The sequence below is a fragment of the Streptomyces alfalfae genome (assembly GCF_004127445.1).
GTDB classification, from domain to species: domain Bacteria; phylum Actinomycetota; class Actinomycetes; order Streptomycetales; family Streptomycetaceae; genus Streptomyces; species Streptomyces alfalfae.
In genome coordinates, this window is record NZ_QEXM01000038.1 from 322,023 (window position 1) to 340,542 (window position 18,520).

The 18,520-nt window shown below is 72.4% G+C and carries 18 protein-coding genes; 13 read left to right on the forward strand and 5 right to left on the reverse strand.

What is annotated here, in order from left to right; genetic code table 11:
- Window positions 1-76: 76 nt before the first annotated feature.
- The 5 genes from DCW30_RS17895 (at window position 77) to DCW30_RS17915 (ending at window position 6,039) form a co-directional block, all read left to right on the forward strand.
- On the forward strand, window positions 77-1,156 hold the full coding sequence (locus DCW30_RS17895; RefSeq protein WP_076687778.1) for a MerR family transcriptional regulator: 1,080 nt from the start codon (window positions 77-79) through the stop codon (window positions 1,154-1,156).
- Between the two features lie 98 nt (window positions 1,157-1,254).
- Window positions 1,255-1,536, forward strand: coding sequence for a hypothetical protein (locus tag DCW30_RS38235; protein WP_076687780.1), 282 nt, complete (start codon window positions 1,255-1,257; stop codon window positions 1,534-1,536).
- Between the two features lie 97 nt (window positions 1,537-1,633).
- The gene (locus tag DCW30_RS17905) at window positions 1,634-3,130 is read left to right on the forward strand and encodes a serine/threonine-protein kinase (RefSeq protein WP_076687782.1); all 1,497 of its coding nucleotides are present in this window, start codon (window positions 1,634-1,636) and stop codon (window positions 3,128-3,130) included.
- A 204-nt stretch (window positions 3,131-3,334) separates the two neighbouring features.
- Window positions 3,335-4,636, forward strand: coding sequence for an AAA family ATPase (locus tag DCW30_RS17910; RefSeq protein ID WP_076687785.1), 1,302 nt, complete (start codon window positions 3,335-3,337; stop codon window positions 4,634-4,636).
- A 197-nt stretch (window positions 4,637-4,833) separates the two neighbouring features.
- Window positions 4,834-6,039 carry a vWA domain-containing protein gene (locus DCW30_RS17915; protein ID WP_076687786.1) on the forward strand — a complete coding sequence of 402 codons (1,206 nt, stop codon included), beginning with the start codon at window positions 4,834-4,836 and terminating at the stop codon, window positions 6,037-6,039.
- A 125-nt stretch (window positions 6,040-6,164) separates the two neighbouring features.
- Here DCW30_RS17915 and DCW30_RS17920 read toward each other — a convergent pair whose 3' ends face one another.
- Entirely contained in the window at window positions 6,165-7,457 is a 1,293-nt protein-coding gene (locus DCW30_RS17920; protein WP_079250263.1) for an FAD-dependent monooxygenase, read from the reverse strand.
- The gene (locus DCW30_RS17925) at window positions 7,454-8,851 is read right to left on the reverse strand and encodes an MFS transporter (RefSeq protein WP_076687787.1); all 1,398 of its coding nucleotides are present in this window, start codon (window positions 8,849-8,851) and stop codon (window positions 7,454-7,456) included. Before DCW30_RS17925 ends, DCW30_RS17920 begins: the two co-directional genes overlap by 4 nt.
- A gap of 160 nt (window positions 8,852-9,011) precedes the next feature.
- Here DCW30_RS17925 and DCW30_RS17930 point away from each other — a divergent pair, with 160 nt between their 5' ends.
- Window positions 9,012-9,659, forward strand: coding sequence for a TetR/AcrR family transcriptional regulator (locus DCW30_RS17930; RefSeq protein ID WP_076687789.1), 648 nt, complete (start codon window positions 9,012-9,014; stop codon window positions 9,657-9,659).
- A 314-nt stretch (window positions 9,660-9,973) separates the two neighbouring features.
- Here DCW30_RS17930 and DCW30_RS17935 read toward each other — a convergent pair whose 3' ends face one another.
- Window positions 9,974-10,387 (reverse strand): arsenate reductase ArsC, encoded by a 414-nt coding sequence (locus tag DCW30_RS17935; protein ID WP_076687792.1) that lies wholly within the window; start codon window positions 10,385-10,387, stop codon window positions 9,974-9,976.
- Window positions 10,388-10,492: 105 nt separating this feature from the next.
- Here DCW30_RS17935 and DCW30_RS17940 point away from each other — a divergent pair, with 105 nt between their 5' ends.
- The 3 genes from DCW30_RS17940 to DCW30_RS17950 are packed head-to-tail and all read left to right on the forward strand — an operon-like array spanning window position 10,493 to window position 12,968.
- Window positions 10,493-10,798 (forward strand): ArsR/SmtB family transcription factor, encoded by a 306-nt coding sequence (locus DCW30_RS17940; RefSeq protein WP_076687794.1) that lies wholly within the window; start codon window positions 10,493-10,495, stop codon window positions 10,796-10,798.
- On the forward strand, window positions 10,798-11,910 hold the full coding sequence (gene arsB / locus DCW30_RS17945; protein ID WP_076687796.1) for an ACR3 family arsenite efflux transporter: 1,113 nt from the start codon (window positions 10,798-10,800) through the stop codon (window positions 11,908-11,910). The genes DCW30_RS17940 and arsB overlap by 1 nt, the downstream gene beginning before the upstream one ends.
- Window positions 11,907-12,968: an ArsO family NAD(P)H-dependent flavin-containing monooxygenase gene (locus DCW30_RS17950; RefSeq protein WP_076687797.1), complete on the forward strand. Its 1,062-nt coding sequence runs from the start codon at window positions 11,907-11,909 to the stop codon at window positions 12,966-12,968. The genes arsB and DCW30_RS17950 overlap by 4 nt, the downstream gene beginning before the upstream one ends.
- 41 nt (window positions 12,969-13,009) lie before the next feature.
- On the opposite strand, the gene DCW30_RS17955 is transcribed toward DCW30_RS17950, so the two are convergent.
- Entirely contained in the window at window positions 13,010-14,515 is a 1,506-nt protein-coding gene (locus DCW30_RS17955) for a SulP family inorganic anion transporter (RefSeq protein ID WP_076689745.1), read from the reverse strand.
- Window positions 14,516-14,821: 306 nt separating this feature from the next.
- On the opposite strand from DCW30_RS17955, the gene DCW30_RS17960 reads away from it, so the two are divergent.
- Complete coding sequence (locus tag DCW30_RS17960; protein WP_232626566.1) at window positions 14,822-15,235, forward strand: MerR family transcriptional regulator; 414 nt, start codon at window positions 14,822-14,824, stop codon at window positions 15,233-15,235.
- Window positions 15,236-15,314: 79 nt separating this feature from the next.
- Here the strand turns inward: DCW30_RS17960 and DCW30_RS17965 are convergent, their stop codons facing one another.
- Window positions 15,315-16,199 carry a sigma-70 family RNA polymerase sigma factor gene (locus DCW30_RS17965; RefSeq protein WP_076687800.1) on the reverse strand — a complete coding sequence of 295 codons (885 nt, stop codon included), beginning with the start codon at window positions 16,197-16,199 and terminating at the stop codon, window positions 15,315-15,317.
- 86 nt (window positions 16,200-16,285) lie between these two features.
- Here DCW30_RS17965 and DCW30_RS17970 point away from each other — a divergent pair, with 86 nt between their 5' ends.
- From DCW30_RS17970 to DCW30_RS17980, 3 genes are all read left to right on the forward strand, one after another.
- The gene (locus tag DCW30_RS17970) at window positions 16,286-16,744 is read left to right on the forward strand and encodes a carboxymuconolactone decarboxylase family protein (RefSeq protein ID WP_076687802.1); all 459 of its coding nucleotides are present in this window, start codon (window positions 16,286-16,288) and stop codon (window positions 16,742-16,744) included.
- Between the two features lie 168 nt (window positions 16,745-16,912).
- On the forward strand, window positions 16,913-17,446 hold the full coding sequence (locus DCW30_RS17975) for an EF-hand domain-containing protein (protein WP_076687804.1): 534 nt from the start codon (window positions 16,913-16,915) through the stop codon (window positions 17,444-17,446).
- Between the two features lie 245 nt (window positions 17,447-17,691).
- Entirely contained in the window at window positions 17,692-18,447 is a 756-nt protein-coding gene (locus DCW30_RS17980) for a (5-formylfuran-3-yl)methyl phosphate synthase (protein ID WP_076687807.1), read from the forward strand.
- The last annotated feature ends 73 nt before the right edge of the window (window positions 18,448-18,520 follow it).

Below are 18,520 nucleotides of genomic sequence, written 5' to 3' on the forward strand. Positions count from 1 at the left end.
TGGTTGACCTTCACCTTGGGGGAGGCCACAACATCGGTGGGGCCGGGCGAAGCGCCCGGCATGAGGAGGAACGGACATGGGACTGCTGACCATAGGGGCGTTCGCGAAGGCGTCCCGGCTGTCGCCGAAGGCACTGCGTCTCTACGACGACCTCGGTCTGCTGACCCCGGCGCGCGTCGACCCGGTGACGGGCTACCGCCTGTACGCCCCGGACCAACTGGAGCAGGCCCGGCTCGTGGCCTGGCTGCGGCGCCTGGACATGCCGCTGGCCCGCATCCGGCACGTGTGCGCGCTGGACGCGGACGCGGCGGGCCAGGAGGTCCGGGCGTTCTGGGCGCAGGTCGAGGCCGACGTCGCCGCGCGGCGGGACCTGGCCGGCTTCCTCATCGACCATCTCGCAGGGGAGGACCCCACCATGTCCACGACCACAAGCCCGCTGTCGATCCGCTACGCCGCCCTGTCCGACACGGGTCTCGTCCGCGAGAGCAACCAGGACACCGCCTACGCCGGCTCCCGGCTGCTCGCGGTCGCCGACGGCTGCGGCAGCCAGGGGGCCCCGGCCGGAGCCGCCGCCATCGACGCGCTCAAGCGCCTGGAGACCGACGGCATCCCGGCAGGCAACCTCCTGAACGTCCTCGAAGACGTCGTCGACCGGGCCAAGCAGGCCGTGCACGACGTCACCGGGAGTGACTCCTCACCCGAGTACACCGGCACGACCCTCACCGCGATGCTCTGGACGGGATCACAACTGGCCCTCGTCCACATCGGCGACTCGCGCGTCCACCTCCTGCGCGACGGGGAGATGTTCCAGATCACCCACGACCACACCATGGTCCAGTCGATGGTCGACGAGGGACGCCTCAGCCCCGAGGAAGCGGCCTCCCACCCCCGGCGGTCGCTGCTCGTCCGGGCCCTGGGCCAAGGGGCCGACAGCACCCCCGAGATGCGCCTCCAGGACGCGCGGGCGGGCGACCGCTACCTGCTCTGCTCCGACGGCCTGTCGGCCGTCGTGCCGCAACAGGACATCCACCGGGTGCTCTCCGAGGCAGGCGAACCCGAGGAGGCCGTCCGCGAACTCATCGCCCTCGCCAACGGCCTCGGCGGCCCCGACAACGTCAGCTGCGTGGTCGCCGACGTCTTCGAACTCCAGCCGTAGGCCGGAACCGGCCTACGGGCGGTCCGGACGGTCCGCCGGGACCAGCCACGAGGTGCTGACCAGCCGGACCGTGCCGTCCGCCGTCTCCTGGGGCGCAGATGGACCGCCAGGGCACGGCGGGCCCGGGCCCGCGCGGCCGGGTCGGCCTGCTCCATCAGATGCCGGCCGGGGCCCATGTCCAGAAGGAACGCCGCCGTGTTCTCAACTCCCCGCCCCCACGTCCCGTACGCCTCGACCCGGTCGACGCCGACACCGGTGTCCCCGGCCGCGGTGAGCACCGCGCGGATGCGGTCGGGGTCGGCCAGGGAGTGACCGGCGGGCCGGGCGTACCCGACCCGCGCCCCCGCGTCCGGCGCCTGGTGGCCGCGCTGGTGAGATAAGGCACTGACAGATCGACGCGTCTGTGGTTAGGATTCCGGCGATGAAGAACTTCTCCTCGCACGGAATGGGGGAATCATTCGCGCAAGGTGAGTGCTGATGGCACATCACTTCGCGAACGAGATTCCGCCCCACCTGTCGATGTGGCAGCGCGTCCGTCAGTACGCCGTGCCACCGTCCATGATCGAGACCGCGACCGCACGGCGTGCCGCCGGTGACTGGGCGGGAGCCTGCGCCGCCGCACGCGTCGACGTCGACCTCGATCTGCGCGCCGTCCGCAACCGCCACGGCACCGAACTCCTCACCCGCCTCCGCGCGGATCTGCGTCGGCTGGCGCCCGATCTGCTGCGGTGGCACATGCCCCGCATCGCCCCCGACGGACGGCTCAGGCCGGGCCTCACCCTCTCCCTCGTCCGCTACGAGAGGGACGCCATCACACCGTTGCACCTGGTCGTACGGACACCTCCGGCCTGGGCGGACGCCGGGCAGCGGATGTCCCTCGCCCTGTGGGACGGGGCTCTGGCCGCCACCGCCGGGCGTCGGTACGCGGCCCCGCATCCACACCCTCACCCCGACCGGCGCTTCCGGCTCGACCTGCACAGACACCTCTGGGACGCGAGCCGCAGCGGAGAGCTCGGGCTGCGGAGCGGGGCGGGCGGGGTGACTTCCCCCGAGCCCGGCTGGGCGACGGGCCGTTGGGCGCCCGAGGCGGAGCTGTTGCTGCGCGCGGAGGGGCTGCCGCGCGGGGCCTTCGCCGTGCGGCTCGGCGCGCGCGGTCACCGGGCCGCGTTCGCACTCGTCGCCCCCGACGCCGGACATGCCCCGACGCTGCGGCCACTGGGCGACGCGCTGCCACCGAGGGAGGTCGCCGCGCTGCCGGTGCTGCCCGAGGCCGCGGCAAGGACCCTGCCCGACCTGGAGCTGCTGCGGGCAGGGCTGGTCACGTCCGGGTGCCTGCATCCGCTCGTCGCCGCGGCGCTTCCGATGTTCGCCGCGCAGCCGTCGGCCGCCGGGCAGGCCCCGAAACCCGCCGATCCGCACCGCGTTGAGTGCCGGGGCGAGGTCCACCGCATCGCCCTGCGGGACGGTGTGCTGACCGCCGTCGATCACGACCCGGACCAACTGCGCCGCGAAGAACTGCTGGTGGCGTTCGGCGGGCCACCGCTGCCCTGCCTACGGGCCATCGACGCGGTGCACCGCTCGCCGGAGGCGCTGCCCGCGGTGCGCGAGCGGCTCGGCCACGGGGACGTCACCGGAGCCCTGGCCGTGGTCGAAGGCCTGCTCGGCACCGGGGCGGTCCTGCGCGACGGACCGCTGAGGGACGCGCTGGAGTCCGCCGCGGCCCGCCGCGTCAACCATGGCCTCTTCCGGGCCGGGCTGGTCAGCGGGGACGCCGGGGCCTGGGCTCGGTCCGGCACCGGTCGCGGCTCGGCAGATGACGCCGACTACGGGGATGACGGGGACGACGGGCGCCGCGGCCCGGGCGCCGCGCGTCGGAAAGCGGCTCGCCGCCCTCGCATCGACCGCCATACGCCCGTCATGACGCGCCGCGAGCGCGGCACCCGATTCCGCCCCCGCACCGGCCTGGCCTGCTGACCCGCCTCGCCCACCGCGACTCCTGTCCCTACAGCTCGGCGACCGCCCCGCGCGGTCACCGGGCAGCGCCACGGCTCCGTACACCCGTGCCCGCGCAGGTCCACACCTCCGTACGCCGCTTGCCGCGTGCGCCGTGGCTCCCCACGTCTCCAAGCCCCGGAACGGGCCCGCTCCCGTTCCCCTGACCGACTTCAGGTGATGCCCATGACCACCAGCACGCTCCTGCCCACTCCGCCCCCGGCCGCCGACACGCCCGTGCCGACGCACTCGGAGCCGTCCGGCGCCGGCGCCCGGCTCGCCGTCGCCGACGACCTGCTGTCCCTCCTGCGCACGACCACCACCGAACCGCGCCCCGACGAACAGCTCGAAGCGCTCACCCTGGCGGTCTCGGCCGACCTGCCCGTGCTGCTCTGGGGGGAACCGGGCATCGGCAAGACCGCGGCGCTGACGCAGCTCGCGGCCTCCCTCGGCCTGCCGTTGACGACCGTGATCGCCAGCGTCCATGAACCGTCCGACTTCTCCGGGCTGCCCGTCGTGGGCGACGACCCGGCGACGCAGGGCGTGCCGATGGCGCCGCCGCAGTGGGCCGTCGAACTCGTACGCGCGGGGCGGGGGCTGCTGTTCCTCGACGAGCTGTCCACCGCCACCCCCGCCGTCCAGGCCGCCCTGCTCCGGGTGGTCCTGGAGCGGCGGGTCGGGGCGCTGCAACTGCCCGCGGGGGTGCGCATCGTGGCGGCCGCCAATCCGCGCGCCTCGGCGGCGGACGGGTGGGAGCTGAGCCCGCCGCTGGCCAACCGTTTCGTGCACCTGTACTGGACGCACGACCGTGAGGTGGTGGTGCGCGGCCTCGGCGGGGTGTGGCCGCGTGCCGAGCTGCCCCGGCTGCTGCCGGAGCGGTTGCCGGAGGCGGTGGCGTTCGCGCGGCGTGTGGTGTGCGGCTTCCTGGAGGCCCGGCCGACGCTGATCCACCGCCTGCCGAGCACCGAGCCGCGGCGGGGCGGGGCCTGGCCGTCACCGCGGAGTTGGGAGGCCGCGCTGACCCTGCTGGCCTTCGGCACGGCCGCGCACGTCTCCCGGGACGTGCTGGCGCTGCTGGTGCGGGGCGCGGTGGGAGACGGACCCGGCCTCGAACTCCTCGCGTATCTGGACCGGTTGGATCTGCCGGATCCCGAGACGCTGCTGGTCGATCCGGCAGCCGCCGAGCTGCCCGAGCGCGGCGATCTGCGCCAGGCGGCGCTGGACGCGGTGGTGGCGGCCGTCGGGGCGCGGCCCGAGCGCAAGCGGTGGGAGGCGGGTTGGGCGGTGCTGGCCCGCGCGCTGGAGACCGGCGCGCCCGACCTGCTCGTCGCCCCGGCGACGACGCTGGCCGCGCTGCGGCGCGACGACTGGGAGGTGCCGGACACGGTGGAGCGGCTGACCGGCGTGGTCGGGCTCGCCCGGCGCGCCGACCGCTCCGTGGAACGGTCCGCGGCGGCGGCCGGTTCCACGGTGGGGACACGCCGATGACGGGGACCGCGCGACGCCCGGAGCCGCGGCAATTGCCTCGCATGGGAACACGGCCGCTGCCTCGCCCGCTGCCCAGGCCGGCGCCGCCGCGCCCGGTGCATGCCACGGCGCCGGGGCCTCCGCCTGGCTCCAGCGGTGGACCGGGCGGCCGGCCCGGACCCGGGCCGGCGGGCGTCGGGCCAGGACTTCCCCTGGACATGGAGAAACTGCTGTCCGCCCGGCTGCACGCGGTGAAGGTCCGGCCCTACCTCGCCGACGCGCTCTTCGCCCTGCACGTGGTGGAGGACCGGTCGGTGCCGACGATGGCGGTGGACGCCCACTGGCGCTGCTACGTCTCCGCCGGTTTCGTGGCGCGCACCCCCGTGGAGGAGTTGGCGGGCGTCTGGGTGCACGAGGTCTCCCACCTGCTCCGGGACCACCACGGGCGGGGCGAGCGCTACGCCCGCGAGCACGAGCGGCACGGCCCCGGCGAGCGGTTGCGGCGCAACATCGCCGCCGACTTCGAGATCAACGACGACATCTACGGCGACGGCCTGCCCCTGCCCACCGGGGTGGTGCTCCCGTCGCTGCTCCAGCTGCCCGACGGGCTGTTGATGGAGGAGTACCTGCGCACGGCCTCGATGTCCGGGCTGGCCGCGGAGCTGGCCTGGCTGGACTGCGGCAGCGGCGCCGACGGCCATGAGCGGCCCTGGGAACTCGGGCCCGACGGGGCGCACGGACTGACCCGGCAGCAGCGGGACGCGGTGCGTTTCCGGGTCGCGGAGGGGATCAAGGGCCGGCCGGGCAGTGCGCCGGAAGGGTGGCGGCGCTGGGCGGACGAGGCGTTCCAGCCCCCGCAGCCGTGGCGGCAGTTGCTCGGCTCGGCGATCCGCTCGGCGGCGGGCGCGCCCGGGGTGGGTGAGAACCACAGCTACCGGCGTCCCTCCCGGCGCTCGGCCGGCGTCCCCGGAGTGGTGTTGCCCAGCCTGCGCCGTACGCCGCCCAGGGTGTGCGTGGTGATCGACACCTCCGGTTCGGTGAGCGACGCCGAGTTGGGCGCCGCGCTGCTGGAGGTCATGGCTATCGCGCGGGCGGTGGGCGGACGGCGTGACCTGGTCTCGCTGATCTCCTGCGACGTGGCGGCCGGGATCGCCGTCCCGCTCTGCCGGGCCGAGCACGTGGAACTGGTCGGCGGCGGCGGGACGGACCTGCGCTCCGGGTTCGCCCGCGCACTGCGGAGCCGGCCGCGCCCGGATGTGATCGTCGCCCTCACGGACGGCCAGACCCCGTGGCCGTCGGCCCAGCCGGCCTGCCGCACCGTCGTGGGCCTCTTCCCCCGCGCGGCCCGAAAGGTCGACGAGGAGAACCCGGACCACGTCCCCGACACCCCGCCGCCCTGGGCCCGTGTCGTCGACATCGGCTGAGGCTGGGGCGGACGGCGGACGGCGGACGCGCGGACGCGGGGGAGGGGGGGAGGGGAAGGGGAAGGGGAAGGGGACCCAGGCTCAGCCCACAGGCTCCAGACCCCCAGGCTCCCGACCCACGGCTCTCAGCCCACCGGCTCCCGGCCCACGGGCGTGAAGTCGGGCAGGGTGAGCGCCGAGTGGGCCGGTCGTCCCTCCGCGGCAGGCAGGGTGCGGAGCCGGCGCAGCATGGCGTTGCGCTGCTCCAGGGCCCGAGCGGTGGTGGGGAAGAGGGACGCGCCGCCCTCGCCGATCTGGTCCTGGTTCATGGTCACGAAGCCCCGGGTGTCGCGCTCGTACGCGGCGAAGCCCTCGGCGTGGTCGCGTCCCGCGAGGGAACCGGCGAGCATGTACGCACCGACGAGCGCGAGGCTCGAGCCCTGCCCGGTGAGGAACGAGGGCGCGTACGCGGCGTCGCCGACCAGCGCGACCCGGCCGCTGGACCAGCGCGGCATGCGGATCTGACTGACCCCGTCGAAGAACAGGTCGTCCGCCTCGCGCAGAGCGGCGAGCATGCCGGGGACCTCCCACCCCGCGTCGGCGAAGACCGAGGCGACCAGATCACGCTGGGCTCCCGGATCTCTGAACGCGTCGAACGGCGGCTTGGGGCGGGCGAAGTTGAGGAAGGCGTGCACCTCGTCGTCGCTGTCCCCGACGGCGTAGAGGGCCGCGGCTCTGCCCGGGGTGTTCCACATCATGACCTCGCGGGAGAGGCCGCGGGTGTTGCGCATGGTGAACCCGGCGAAGCAGTATCCGAGGTACCGGTGGAACCGCTCCTCGGGGCCGAACAGGAACTCCCGGGTACGTGAGTGCATGCCGTCCGCGCCGAACACCATGGCGAACGTACGCCTGCCGCCCCCGTGGAAGGCGACGTCGACCCCGTGGCCGGACTGGTCGAGTGTGGCGATGGAGTCGCCGAACAGGAACTCCACGTCGTCACGGACCGCCGCGTGGAGGGCGTGGGTGAGATCGCCGCGCCGCACCTCGAGGTCTCGTCCCGCGACGCTGCCGGCGGCGGTGTGCGGGTCGACCGAGGCGACCTTGCCGCCGTCCTCGTCGAGGAAGGTGATGCGCCGCAGGTCGACGTGGGCGTCCCGCAGTCGTGGCAGGAGCCCCATCCTGCGGACGACGTCGAGTGCGGTGCCGCGCACGTCGATGGGGTAGCCACCACTGCGGAGCGCGGTCGCCTTCTCGATGACCGTGACCGCGTATCCCGCGCGGTGCAGCCAGAACGCGAGGGCGGACCCCGCGATGCCGGCTCCCGATATCAGGACCTCACGCCTGCGCGCGGCACCCGTGTCCCTCAGCGGATGGGGGCCCGTCAGGAGACGGTCGTCTGTCAGGGGATGGGCGTCCGTCAGGGGATCGATGCTGCTCATGCCTTGGCTCCTTTGCTCATGGTGCGGACGACAAGCAGGGACAGCGCGGTGACGACGCCGGCGATGACGAAGCCGGTGACGAAGGACGATTCGGCCGGGACGTCCGACCCGGAAGGGGTGCCGGCGGTGAGGATCGCGCCACTGGCCTGCACACCCACCGCGTAACCCAGTACACGGGTCACCAGGACCAGGCTGGTCGCGATGCCGGTGTCACCTCGTTCGACGGAGGTGGCGGTGCTGGTCACCATCGCCGTGACGCACAGGCCGTTGGCCAGCGCGATCAGGACCTTGCCGACGACGAGGTGCCAGATCTGCGTGTGGACCGCCGCCAGGGCCAGCAGGGCGGTGACCATCATGACGACCCCGGTGGTGACCACGGCGCGCGAGCCGAAGCGGCGCACCCCGAGCCCGCTGATCGGCCCGGCCAGCGACGCGGCCACCGCGCCGGGCAGCAGGAAGAAGCCGATCGCGGTGGCACTGGCCCCGAAGCCGTACGCGTCGTCGGACACCGCGAACAACTGCGGGACGAGGTAGACCGCCACGGAGGTGCCGACGCAGATCACGAATGTCAGCACGCACGACTTCCACACCGCGGGCCGTGCCAGCATCCGCAGATCGACCATCGGCGAGGCCGCGCGGCGCTCGACGGCCACCCACGCGATCACGAAGGCGGCCAGGACCACCACGACGGCGCCGAGCACGAGGGGCCGCGAACCGATGTCGGGCGCCAGCGCGAGGGCGAGCATGAGCGTGACCAGCGTCCCGCTGAAGAGCAGCAGGCCGAGCCAGTCGACGCCGGCCCCGTCCGACCTGCCCGGCGGGTCGTGCGGCATCAGCCTGTTCACCAGCAGGGTGGCCGCGATGACGGCGATCGTCGGCAGCGCGAACATCCAGTGCCGGGACAGCCCTTCCGCCACGGGCCCGGCGGCCAGTGTGCCCGCCATCCCGCCTCCCACGAACAGCCCGCTGACCACCCCGATGGCGACTTTCGCCTCGTCCGCGGGGAGGTGGGCGCGTACGAGGATGAACGACAAGGGCAGCGCGCCCACCATCGCCCCCTGCAACACCTGGCCGAGCAGCAGGACCGGCAGGTTCGGCGCCAGCGCGGACACCAGGCCGCCGGCGCTGACCACCGCCATCAGCCGTGTCAGGACCTGTTTTCCGCCGTAGCGGTCGCCTAACTTGCCTGCGATCGGCGTGATGAGCGCGCCGGTGACGAGAAGCATGATGCTGAGCAACGCCCCTTCGGCGGGGCTCATGTCGAGCTCGCGTTGCAGGAGGGGAAGCGTCGGTGTCACCACCGACTCCAGAGCGCCGGTGGCAACTGCCAGCATGCCGAGGGCTCCGACAGCGGCCCTTCCGATGCGAACGGGGGGAGCCAGGGTCGTGGTCATGGACGTCCTTTCCGTCTCTGCGGGGCGTGAGGATTCCGGGCGTGCGCGCGCCGTCGCTGTTGTCGCCCCATGGGGCAGGACGCGGCCATGGCGACGCCCCGCGGCCCCACTCTCCGAAACTACACTACACGGTGTAGTGAAGTTGGGTTAGGATACGGCCATGCCGACCACGAAGACACCGACCACGAAGACACTGCGCGAGGGGTCCTCGCGGAAGCGGGCCGCCATCCTCGCCGCGGCCCGCGAACTGTTCCTCGCCGACGGGTTCGACCGGTCGAGCGTCGACGCGATCGCCGCCCGCGCCGAGGTGTCCAAGCGGACGGTCTACGACTACTTCGGCGACAAGCAGACGCTGCTGCAAGCGGTCGTCGACGACGTCGGCCAGTCGCTGATCGCCACGATCGGGCGCATCCTCGACGACACGCTGACCGACCCGGCCGAGTCCGCCGACCTGGAGGACGTGCTGGTCACGTTCTCGACGCGCATCGCGACCGACATGCTCGGCTCGGCGGAGCACGCGACGCTGCGGCGACTGGTCCGGGCGCAGACGGGGCACCCGCCGGACCAGAGCGAGAACCCCATGGCCGACACCCCCGACGAGGCGCTCGCCGAGCGGTTCGCCGCCTTCGCGGCGGCCGGGCGGCTCGATGTCCCCGACCCCCGGCTCGCGGCCGACCAGTTCATCGCGCTGACCTTCGGCGTCGCCCTCAACAGGTACGGCTCCGCGAACGCCGCGGAGGACCCCCGCGTCCAGCCGCTCATCGTCGAGGGAGTGCGGACCTTCCTTCGGGCCTACCAGGCCACGTAGTACTTGCCCCGGGCCTGCCGGGTCACGTGGCGGTCAAGCGGCGCAACGCGTCGAGCGGACCATGGTCAACCATGGTCCGCTCGACGCCGGTCGCCGCTACCGACGGCGGCGGTACGCGCCATACGGCGGCGCACCGGTTCCATGCTGAACACAGGTGGTTCCTTCTGCTCGGAGATCCCTACGCGCTCAGGCTGCTCGCCCAAGATCCACCGGACCATGGAGACAGCACGCGGAAGCGCTCTCCGGGCAGCCGGTGGGGGTGACCCCCGACGCACCCCACCCCTACCCGTGCCGCGATGTCGCGGTCCGTCCGTTCACCCCGCCGCGGCCGGGGCGATCTCGGCGATCAGGGCCTCGACCCGGGCCCTGATCTCGTCCCGGATCGGGCGCACGGCCGCCACGCCCTGTCCCGCGGGGTCCTCCAGGTCCCAGTCGAGGTACCGCTTGCCGGGGAAGACGGGGCAGGTGTCGCCGCAGCCCATGGTGATGCAGACATCGGATTCCCTGACCGCGTCGACGGTGAGGATCTTCGGGGTCTCGGCGGAGATGTCGATGCCGACCTCGGCCATGGCGAGGACGGCGGCCGGGTTGACGGCGGAGCCCGGGGCGGAGCCGGCGGAGCGGACCTCGACGCGGTCGCCGGCCAGGTGGGTCAACCAGGCGGCGGCCATCTGGGAGCGGCCCGCGTTGTGGACGCAGACGAACAGGACGGACGGCTTGTCGGCCATGGTGATCGGTTTCTCCGGTCTCTCCGGTGGCTCGGCGGAACTCGGCCGCCGACGACTTCGGTCCCCTGTCGGCAACAGTGAACGCTGATGTGACAGTATCAGCGCATGCTGACTTCAGTCGATCCTGATGTGATCCGGGCGCTGGGCGATCCGCTCCGCCTGAAGATCGTGACCCTGCTGGCGCGCGAGACACTGTGCACGACGCACCTGGTGGCGGAGACCGGAGCCAAGCAGACCAACCTCTCCAACCACATGAAGGTGCTGCGCGAGGCCGGGCTGGTGGAGACCGAGCCGTGTGGCCGGTTCACCTACTACAAGCTCAGGCCCGACGTCCTGGCCGGCCTGTCCGAGCAGTTCGCCGCGCTCGCCACCGCCGCCCGCGGCGCCGCCGAGAACAAGAGGGCCTGCTGATGAGCCGCACCGACACCGCCCCGGAGGCGCACCAGAGCGAGCCCCCGGGCGAGGGCATCGTCGCCAAGCTCTCCACCCTGGACCGCTACCTGGCCGTGTGGATCCTCCTCGCCATGGCCGTCGGCCTCGGCCTCGGCCGGCTGATTCCGGGCATGAACGACGCCCTGGCGAAGATCGAGATCGGCGGGATCTCCCTGCCCATCGCACTCGGCCTGCTCGTGATGATGTACCCGGTCCTCGCGAAGGTGCGCTACGACCGGCTCGACGCGGTCACCGGCGACAAGAAGCTGATGGTGTCGTCGCTGGTCGTCAACTGGATCGTCGGCCCGGCCGTCATGTTCGCGCTGGCCTGGATCTTCCTGCCCGACCTGCCCGAGTACCGCACCGGCCTCATCATCGTCGGTCTCGCCCGCTGCATCGCGATGGTCATCATCTGGAACGACCTGGCCTGCGGCGACCGCGAGGCCGCAGCCGTCCTCGTCGCCCTCAACTCCGTCTTCCAGGTCATCGCGTTCGGCCTGCTCGGCTGGCTCTACCTCGACCTGCTGCCGGGCTGGCTCGGCCTCGGCGACGGCGAGCACCTCGACATCTCCATGGGGAAGATCGCGCTGAACGTCGCCATCTTCCTCGGCGTCCCGCTCCTCGCCGGATTCCTCACCCGCCGCGTCGGCGAGAAGAAGATGGGCCGCGCCGGCTACGAGCGCACGTTCCTGCCGAGGATCGGCCCGTGGGCGCTGTACGGACTGCTGTTCACGATCGTCGTCCTCTTCGCCCTCCAGGGCAGGACCATCACCTCCCAGCCGCTGGACGTCGTACGGATCGCGCTGCCCCTCCTCGTGTACTTCGCGCTCATGTTCTTCGGCACCTTCCTGCTGGGCAAGGGAATCGGCCTGGCCTACGACCGCACGGCGACCCTCGCCTTCACCGCGGCGGGCAACAACTTCGAGCTCGCCATCGCCGTCGCCATCGCCACCTTCGGCGTGACCAGCGGCCAGGCCCTCTCCGGCGTCGTCGGCCCGCTCATCGAGGTGCCGGTGCTGATCGGCCTCGTGTACGTCGCCCTGGCCTGGCGCCGGAAGTTCAGCGCCCCGGCGCCGACGACGACCCCGTGACGCACGCCGTGGACGTCGTGGTGATCGGCGGCGGGCAAGCGGGGCTCGCCGCCGGCTACCACCTGCGTCGCCAGAAGCTCGACTTCGTCGTCCTCGACGCCCAGACCACTCCGGGCGGCGCCTGGCAGCACACCTGGGACTCGCTGCGCCTGTTCTCCCCGGCCGCGTTCTCCTCCCTGCCGGGGCGGCTCATGCCCGCCCAGCGCGGCCAGGAGTACCCCGACGCCGGACACGTCGTGGACTACCTCGCCGCGTACGAACAGCGCTACGCCCTTCCCGTGCGGCGCCCCGTCCGGGTCGGCGCCGTACGGTCCGAGGGGCGGCGGCTGCGGGTGGAGACCGACGCGGGCACCTGGTCCGCGCGGGCCGTGGTGTCGGCGACCGGCACCTGGTGGCGTCCGTTCCTGCCCGCCGTCGCGGGCCGCGAGCAGTTCGCGGGCCGCCAACTGCACACCACCGGCTACCGGAGCCCGGCCGAGTTCGCCGGGCAGCGGGTCGTGGTGGTCGGCGGGGGCAACTCCGGCGCGCAGATCGCCGCCGACCTCGCCCTGGGCGGCGTCGACCCGACCTGGGTCACCCGGCGCCCGGCCCGCTTCCTGGCCGACGACATCGACGGGCGCGCCCTGTTCGACGCCGCGACCGCCCGCCGCCGCGCCCTCGACACGGGAGGGGCCGACACCGGTGGAGTGGCCTCCCTCGGCGACATCGTCGCCGTCGCCCCGGTCCGCGCCGCCCGCGACGCCGGGCTGCTGAAGCCCCAGCCGATGTTCCGGCACCTCACCGGCGACGCGGTGCGATGGGCGGACGGCACGTCGGCCCGCGCGGACGCGGTGATCTGGTGCACGGGCTTCCGGCCCGCCCTGGCCCACCTCGCGCCGCTCGGCCTGCGCGGGCCACGGGGGCACATCGCCACCGCGGGCACCCGCGCCGTCGACGAGCCGCGCCTGCACCTGCTCGGCTACGGCGACTGGACCGGCCCGGCATCCGCCACCCTGATCGGTGTCGGCCGTACGGCCCGGGAAGCGGCCCACGAGATCGCGGGAGCCCTGCGGCCCTGAGCACCTCCGGGCGGGCACTCACCCCCGTGCCCGGAAGGCCGTCAGTGGCTGCCGGTGAGTTCGCCGCTGAGCTTCTCGTGGATGCGGGCGCTCGCCTCGTTCAGGCCGATGATCTCGACGGTCCTGCCGCGGTCGGCGTACTTGGTCTCGATCGCGTCGAGGGCCGCGACCGACGAGGCGTCCCAGATGTGGGCGTGGGTGAGGTCGATGATGACCTTTCTGGCGTCGACGGCGTAGTCGAACCGGCCGACGATGTCGTTGGAGGAGGCGAAGAACAGCTCGCCGGTCACGGCGTAGACCACCGTCTCTCCGTCGGGCTCCGCGAGGGAGGTGACGTCGGCCAGGTGCGCGACGCGCCGGGCGAAGATGACCATGGCGGTGACGGAGCCGACGACCACGCCGATGGCGAGGTTGTGGGTGGCGACCACGCAGGCCACGGTGATGACCATGACGGCGATCTCGCCGGTGGGCATCCGCTTCAGGGTCTTCGGCGCGATGGAGTGCCAGTCGAACGTCGCGAACGACACCATCACCATGACGGCGACGAGCGCGGCCATCGGGATGTCGGAGACGACGGGGCCGAAGACGATGCAGAGCACCATCAGGAACGACCCCGCGAGGAAGGTGGACAGCCGGGTGCGGGCGCCGGACACCTTCACGTTGATCATGGTCTGGCCGATCATCGCGCAGCCGCCCATGCCGCCGAAGAACCCGGTGACGATGTTGGCGACGCCCTGACCGATCGACTCCCGCGTCTTGGAGGAGTGGGTGTCGGTGATCTCGTCGACCAGCTTGGCGGTCATCAGCGACTCCATCAGGCCCACCAGCGCCATCGCGAGCGCGTAGGGGGCGACGGTGGTCAGGGTCTCCACCGTGAAGGGCACGTCGGGGAGCCCCGGCGCCGGCAGCGAGGAGGGCAGGTCGCCCTTGTCGCCCACGGTCGGCACGGCGATACCGGCGGCGAGCGTGATCACGGTGAGGACGACGATGGAGACGAGCGGCGCCGGGATCACCGTGGTGACCTTGGGGAAGAACACCATGAGCACCAGACCGCCGACGAGCAGCGGATAGACGGCCCAGGGCACGTCGTGCATCTCGGGGACCTGCGCCATGAAGATCAGGATGGCCAGCGCGTTGACGAAGCCGACCATCACGCTGCGCGGCACGAAGCGCATCAGCTTGGCGACGCCGAGCGCACCCAGGACGATCTGGAAGACACCGGCCAGGATCACGGCAGCCACCAGATAGCCCAGGCCGTGCTCCCGGTTGAGCGGGGCGATGACCAGGGCGACCGCGCCGGTCGCCGCGGAGATCATCGCGCGGCGGCCGCCGACGATCGAGATCGTCACGGCCATCGTGAAGGACGCGAACAGGCCGATCGCCGGGTCGACGCCCGCGATGATCGAGAACGAGATCGCCTCGGGGATCAGCGCGAGAGCGACCACGAGGCCGCCCAGGATCTCGGTGCGCCAGACCTTGGGGTCGTTCAGCCAGTCGGGACGCAGGCCGCGCAGGCGCGCCGCCGGGGACAGTGCGGAGGAGGGCAAGGGCAGATACCTGTCGTGCTCGGGCACGCCCCACCATGGGCGGGAGGCGCGCGTGAGGGCACGGAAGGGCCGGGACGGCCATCCGTGGGGCCCGGATGCGGCGGGCGAAGTCCAGGGGTGCGGCGGGCGGCGTGCGCCGCGTCGGCGGTACGGGACGAGACCCGCTTCCGCGGCTGTCATCCGTGTCGGGTCGACGGTGCCCCGCAGTGGCGACCCGTGTCCGCGGACCCGTACTCTACCCTAACGTTAGAGTAGAGATCGGCTCGGTCGACCGCCGGCCCTGGTGATCACGAGAAAGGGCCCCACGTGAGCAGCGAGCACATGCAGATCGGCGAGGTCGCCGCACGGACCGAGCTGTCGCTGCGCACCATCCGGCACTACGAGGACACGGGCCTGGTCATCCCCTCCGCGCGCTCCCAGGGCGGCTTCCGCCTCTACACCGAGGCCGACGTGGCACGCCTGATGGTCATCCGCCGGATGAAACCACTCGGCTTCACCCTGGACCAGATGCGCGACCTGCTGGACGCCACCGACCGCCTCGACGCCGACGGTGAGCTGACGGCCGAGGAGCGCGAGGCCCTGCTGGAGCGGGTGCGCGGATACGAGGGCGACGCCCTCCAGAAGATCGACGAACTGCGCGTCCAGCTGGCGCGCGCCGAGGACTTCGCCGCCACGCTCCGGGCCCGCCTGAACCCTGCCCCGCCCGGGCCCCGCCCCTGAGCGGAGGCCCTGGCCCTCGCACCGACCGCAGCCCCTGGTCCCGGACCCGACCGGAGGTCCGGGCCAGGACCGGCCCGGGTCACACCGGGTCCGGCAGCTCCATGAGCGCGAGGGCGGCCGGGTCGACCACGGCCGTGATCGCGGTGATACGGCCCTCGGCGACGGTGAAGGCGAGCAGGGAGCGCGGGGTGCCGTCCTCGTGCCAGGAGATGACGCCGGGGAAGCCGTTGACGGTCGCCGCGTGTCCCTGGGTCGAGCCGCCTGCCACACGCGCACGTCCGGCGACCTCGGTGGCCCCGATCGTGACGAACCGGCCCGCCGGGGTGTGGACGGTGAACTCCACCTCCGGGTGCAGGACCCGCAGCAACTCCTCGAACCGGCCCTCGCCGGCCGCGGCAAGGAAGGCCCGCACCACCTCGCGCTGCTCCCGCGCGCCGCCCGCCGGCCGCGGCGCGGCCCGGACCTTCCTGCGGGCACGGCTCGTGAGCATCTTCGTCGCGTCGGCGGACTTGCCGAGAATCGTGCCGATCTCCGCGTGGGGCACGGCGAACACGTCGTGCAGCACGAACGCGAGCCGCTCGTCGGGCCGCAGCGAGTCGAGCACCGTGAGGAGCGCGAGGCCCACCGAGTCCCCGAGCGCCACCAGTTCTTCCGGAGCGGGAGCCTCGTCGAGCGTCACGGTGAACTCCGGCAGCCCGTCGTCGAGGACGGCTTCCGGGCGGGTCCGGCCCGACCGCAGGACGTCGAGGCTGATGCGGCCGACCACGGTGGTCAGCCAGCCGCCGAGGTTGTCGATGGCGCCGGCGTCCTGGCGGGAGAGCCGCAGCCACGCCTCCTGGACGACGTCCTCCGCGTCGGCGTGCGAGCCGAGCACCCGGTAGGCGACGGCCCGGAGCCGGTCGCGGTGGGACTCGAAGGCGTCGACGAGCGGACCGGCCGGAACCGCGGGGTGGGCCTCGGGCATGTTGTTACCTCTCTGGAAGCTGCTCCGTCATAGGGGTGACGGGCACCAGCCCCGAAACGTAACCCCTACCAAGGAGAGCACTCCTCATGGAGAACCGGCTCAAGAACAAGAACACCGACAACCCCGACCTGTGGACCGCGATCCAGCACCTCCACAAGGCGATAGCCGCCGGAGGCGTCGACCCGAAGCTCCTCGCGCTGCTCCACCTCCGCGCCAGCCAGATCAACGGCTGCTCGGCGTGCGTCCACGCCGGTGTCGCCGGGGGCAAGCAGGCCGGCGACACCGACGAGCGGCTGCACAACGTGGCGGCATGGCGCGAGGCGCCGTTCTACACCGACGCGGAGCGCGCGGCCCTGGCGCTGGCGGAGGGCGCCACCCGGCTGCAGGACGGCGCGGAAGGCGTCACGGACGAGATCTGGGCGGAGGCCACCGTCCACTTCACCGAGGAGCAGATCGGCGCGATCAACCTCGAGATCGCCTTGACCAACTTCTTCAACCGGCTCAACCGCACCATCAAGGAACCTGCGGGCCGCACTTGGGGCTGACCGGCGCGGCTGAACGACGTGTGCAAAGCCTCCATCACCGAAAGCCTTCGCACGAATTTCCCGAGGAGGCTCGTTCGCGTGAATTGTGCGCACGCAAAGAGCCGACTTGATGTTTTTCAATAAAGTGAAGAGCGGCAAGTCTCCGGGAGTGGGAAAGGTGAGGTATTGATGCGGACAGAAGCGGTCGACCGGGTACGGCTGGTGTTCACCCTGTTCGACGCCGACGGCAACGGCGTCATCGAAGCCGATGACTTCGAGCTGATGGCCGGACGGGTCGTCGAGGCGGTGCCCGAGGCGGACGAAGCGAAGCGCGACGCGATGCTGGCCGCTTTCCGGGCCTTCTGGTCGGCGCTGGCCGGTGAGTTGGACGCCAATCGCGACGGCAGGATCGACTTCGAGGAGTTCAAGGCGGTCGTGCTCGCTCCGGAGCGCTTCGACGCCGCGATCGGGGAGTTCGCCGACGGGCTCACGCTGCTGGCGGACCCGGACGGTGACGGGCTGATCGACCGACCGACCTTCGCGAGGGCCATGACGGCCATCGGCTTCGCACTGCCGAACATCCACTCGCTGTTCGACGCCCTGGGACCGACGGCAGCCGACCAGGTCACGGTGTCGGCCTGGAACGAGGCCATCAAGGACTACTACCGCCCCGACCTCGCGGGCATCGTGGGAGACCGCCTGGTCGCGAGCCCGACCGGCTGACGTTGGTGGCCGGTCGGCTGCCGCCGCCCCAACGGCAGCAGCCGGCCCCCACGCGGTCAGGAGGAATCCGCGTGCGAACCGGCGCACACGGCGCACGCTGATTTCTCCTGACCACACCCGTTCGCACTCCGTGCGCCCTATCGGTCGTCAAGGGCCACCTTGATGATGAACCGACCGCGAGGGACCCAGGCGACTCCGCGGGTCCGCCTTCTGGCCGGGCGGACACGCGGTGGAAGGAGTGCACCTTGTTACTTCTCATATCCCCGGACGGCGTCGAGGAGGCCCGCGACTGCGCGAAGGCGGCGCAGCACCTTGACATCGTCGACGTCAAGAAGCCCGACGAGGGCTCGCTCGGCGCCAACTTCCCGTGGGTCATCAGGGAGATCCGCGACACGGTCCCGGCGGACAAGCCGGTCTCCGCCACGGTCGGAGACGTGCCGTACAAGCCCGGCACGGTGGCCCAGGCGGCGCTCGGCGCCGCCGTCTCCGGAGCCACCTACATCAAGGTCGGCCTCTACGGATGCACGACCCCGGACCAGGCCATCGACGTCATGCGCGGGGTGGTCCGAGCGGTGAAGGACTACCGGCCGGACGCCTTCGTGGTCGCCTCGGGATACGCCGACGCCCACCGGATAGGCTGCGTCAACCCGCTCGCGCTGCCCGATATCGCCCACCGTTCCGGCGCCGACGCGGCCATGCTCGACACCGCGATCAAGGACGGAACGCGGCTGTTCGACCACCTTCCAGAAGAGGTCTGCGCGCAGTTCGTCCACCTGGCCCACCAGGCGGACCTGCTGGCCGCGCTCGCGGGCAGCGTGCGGGCGGCCGACCTCGGGGCGCTGACCCGCATCGGCACGGACATCGTGGGGGTGCGCGGGGCGGTCTGCGGGGGAGGGGACCGCACCACCGGGCGGATTCAACCCGGGCTGGTGGCAGCGTTCCGGGCGGAGATGGACCGGCACGCCGGGGAGAACGCGACGGCCATTGCCACCGCGAACTGACCGCTGCCGCCCGGCGCATCACATTCCTCACGGCCGGGACCACGGGGAATTCTCGTACGGCGCCCTCGACACC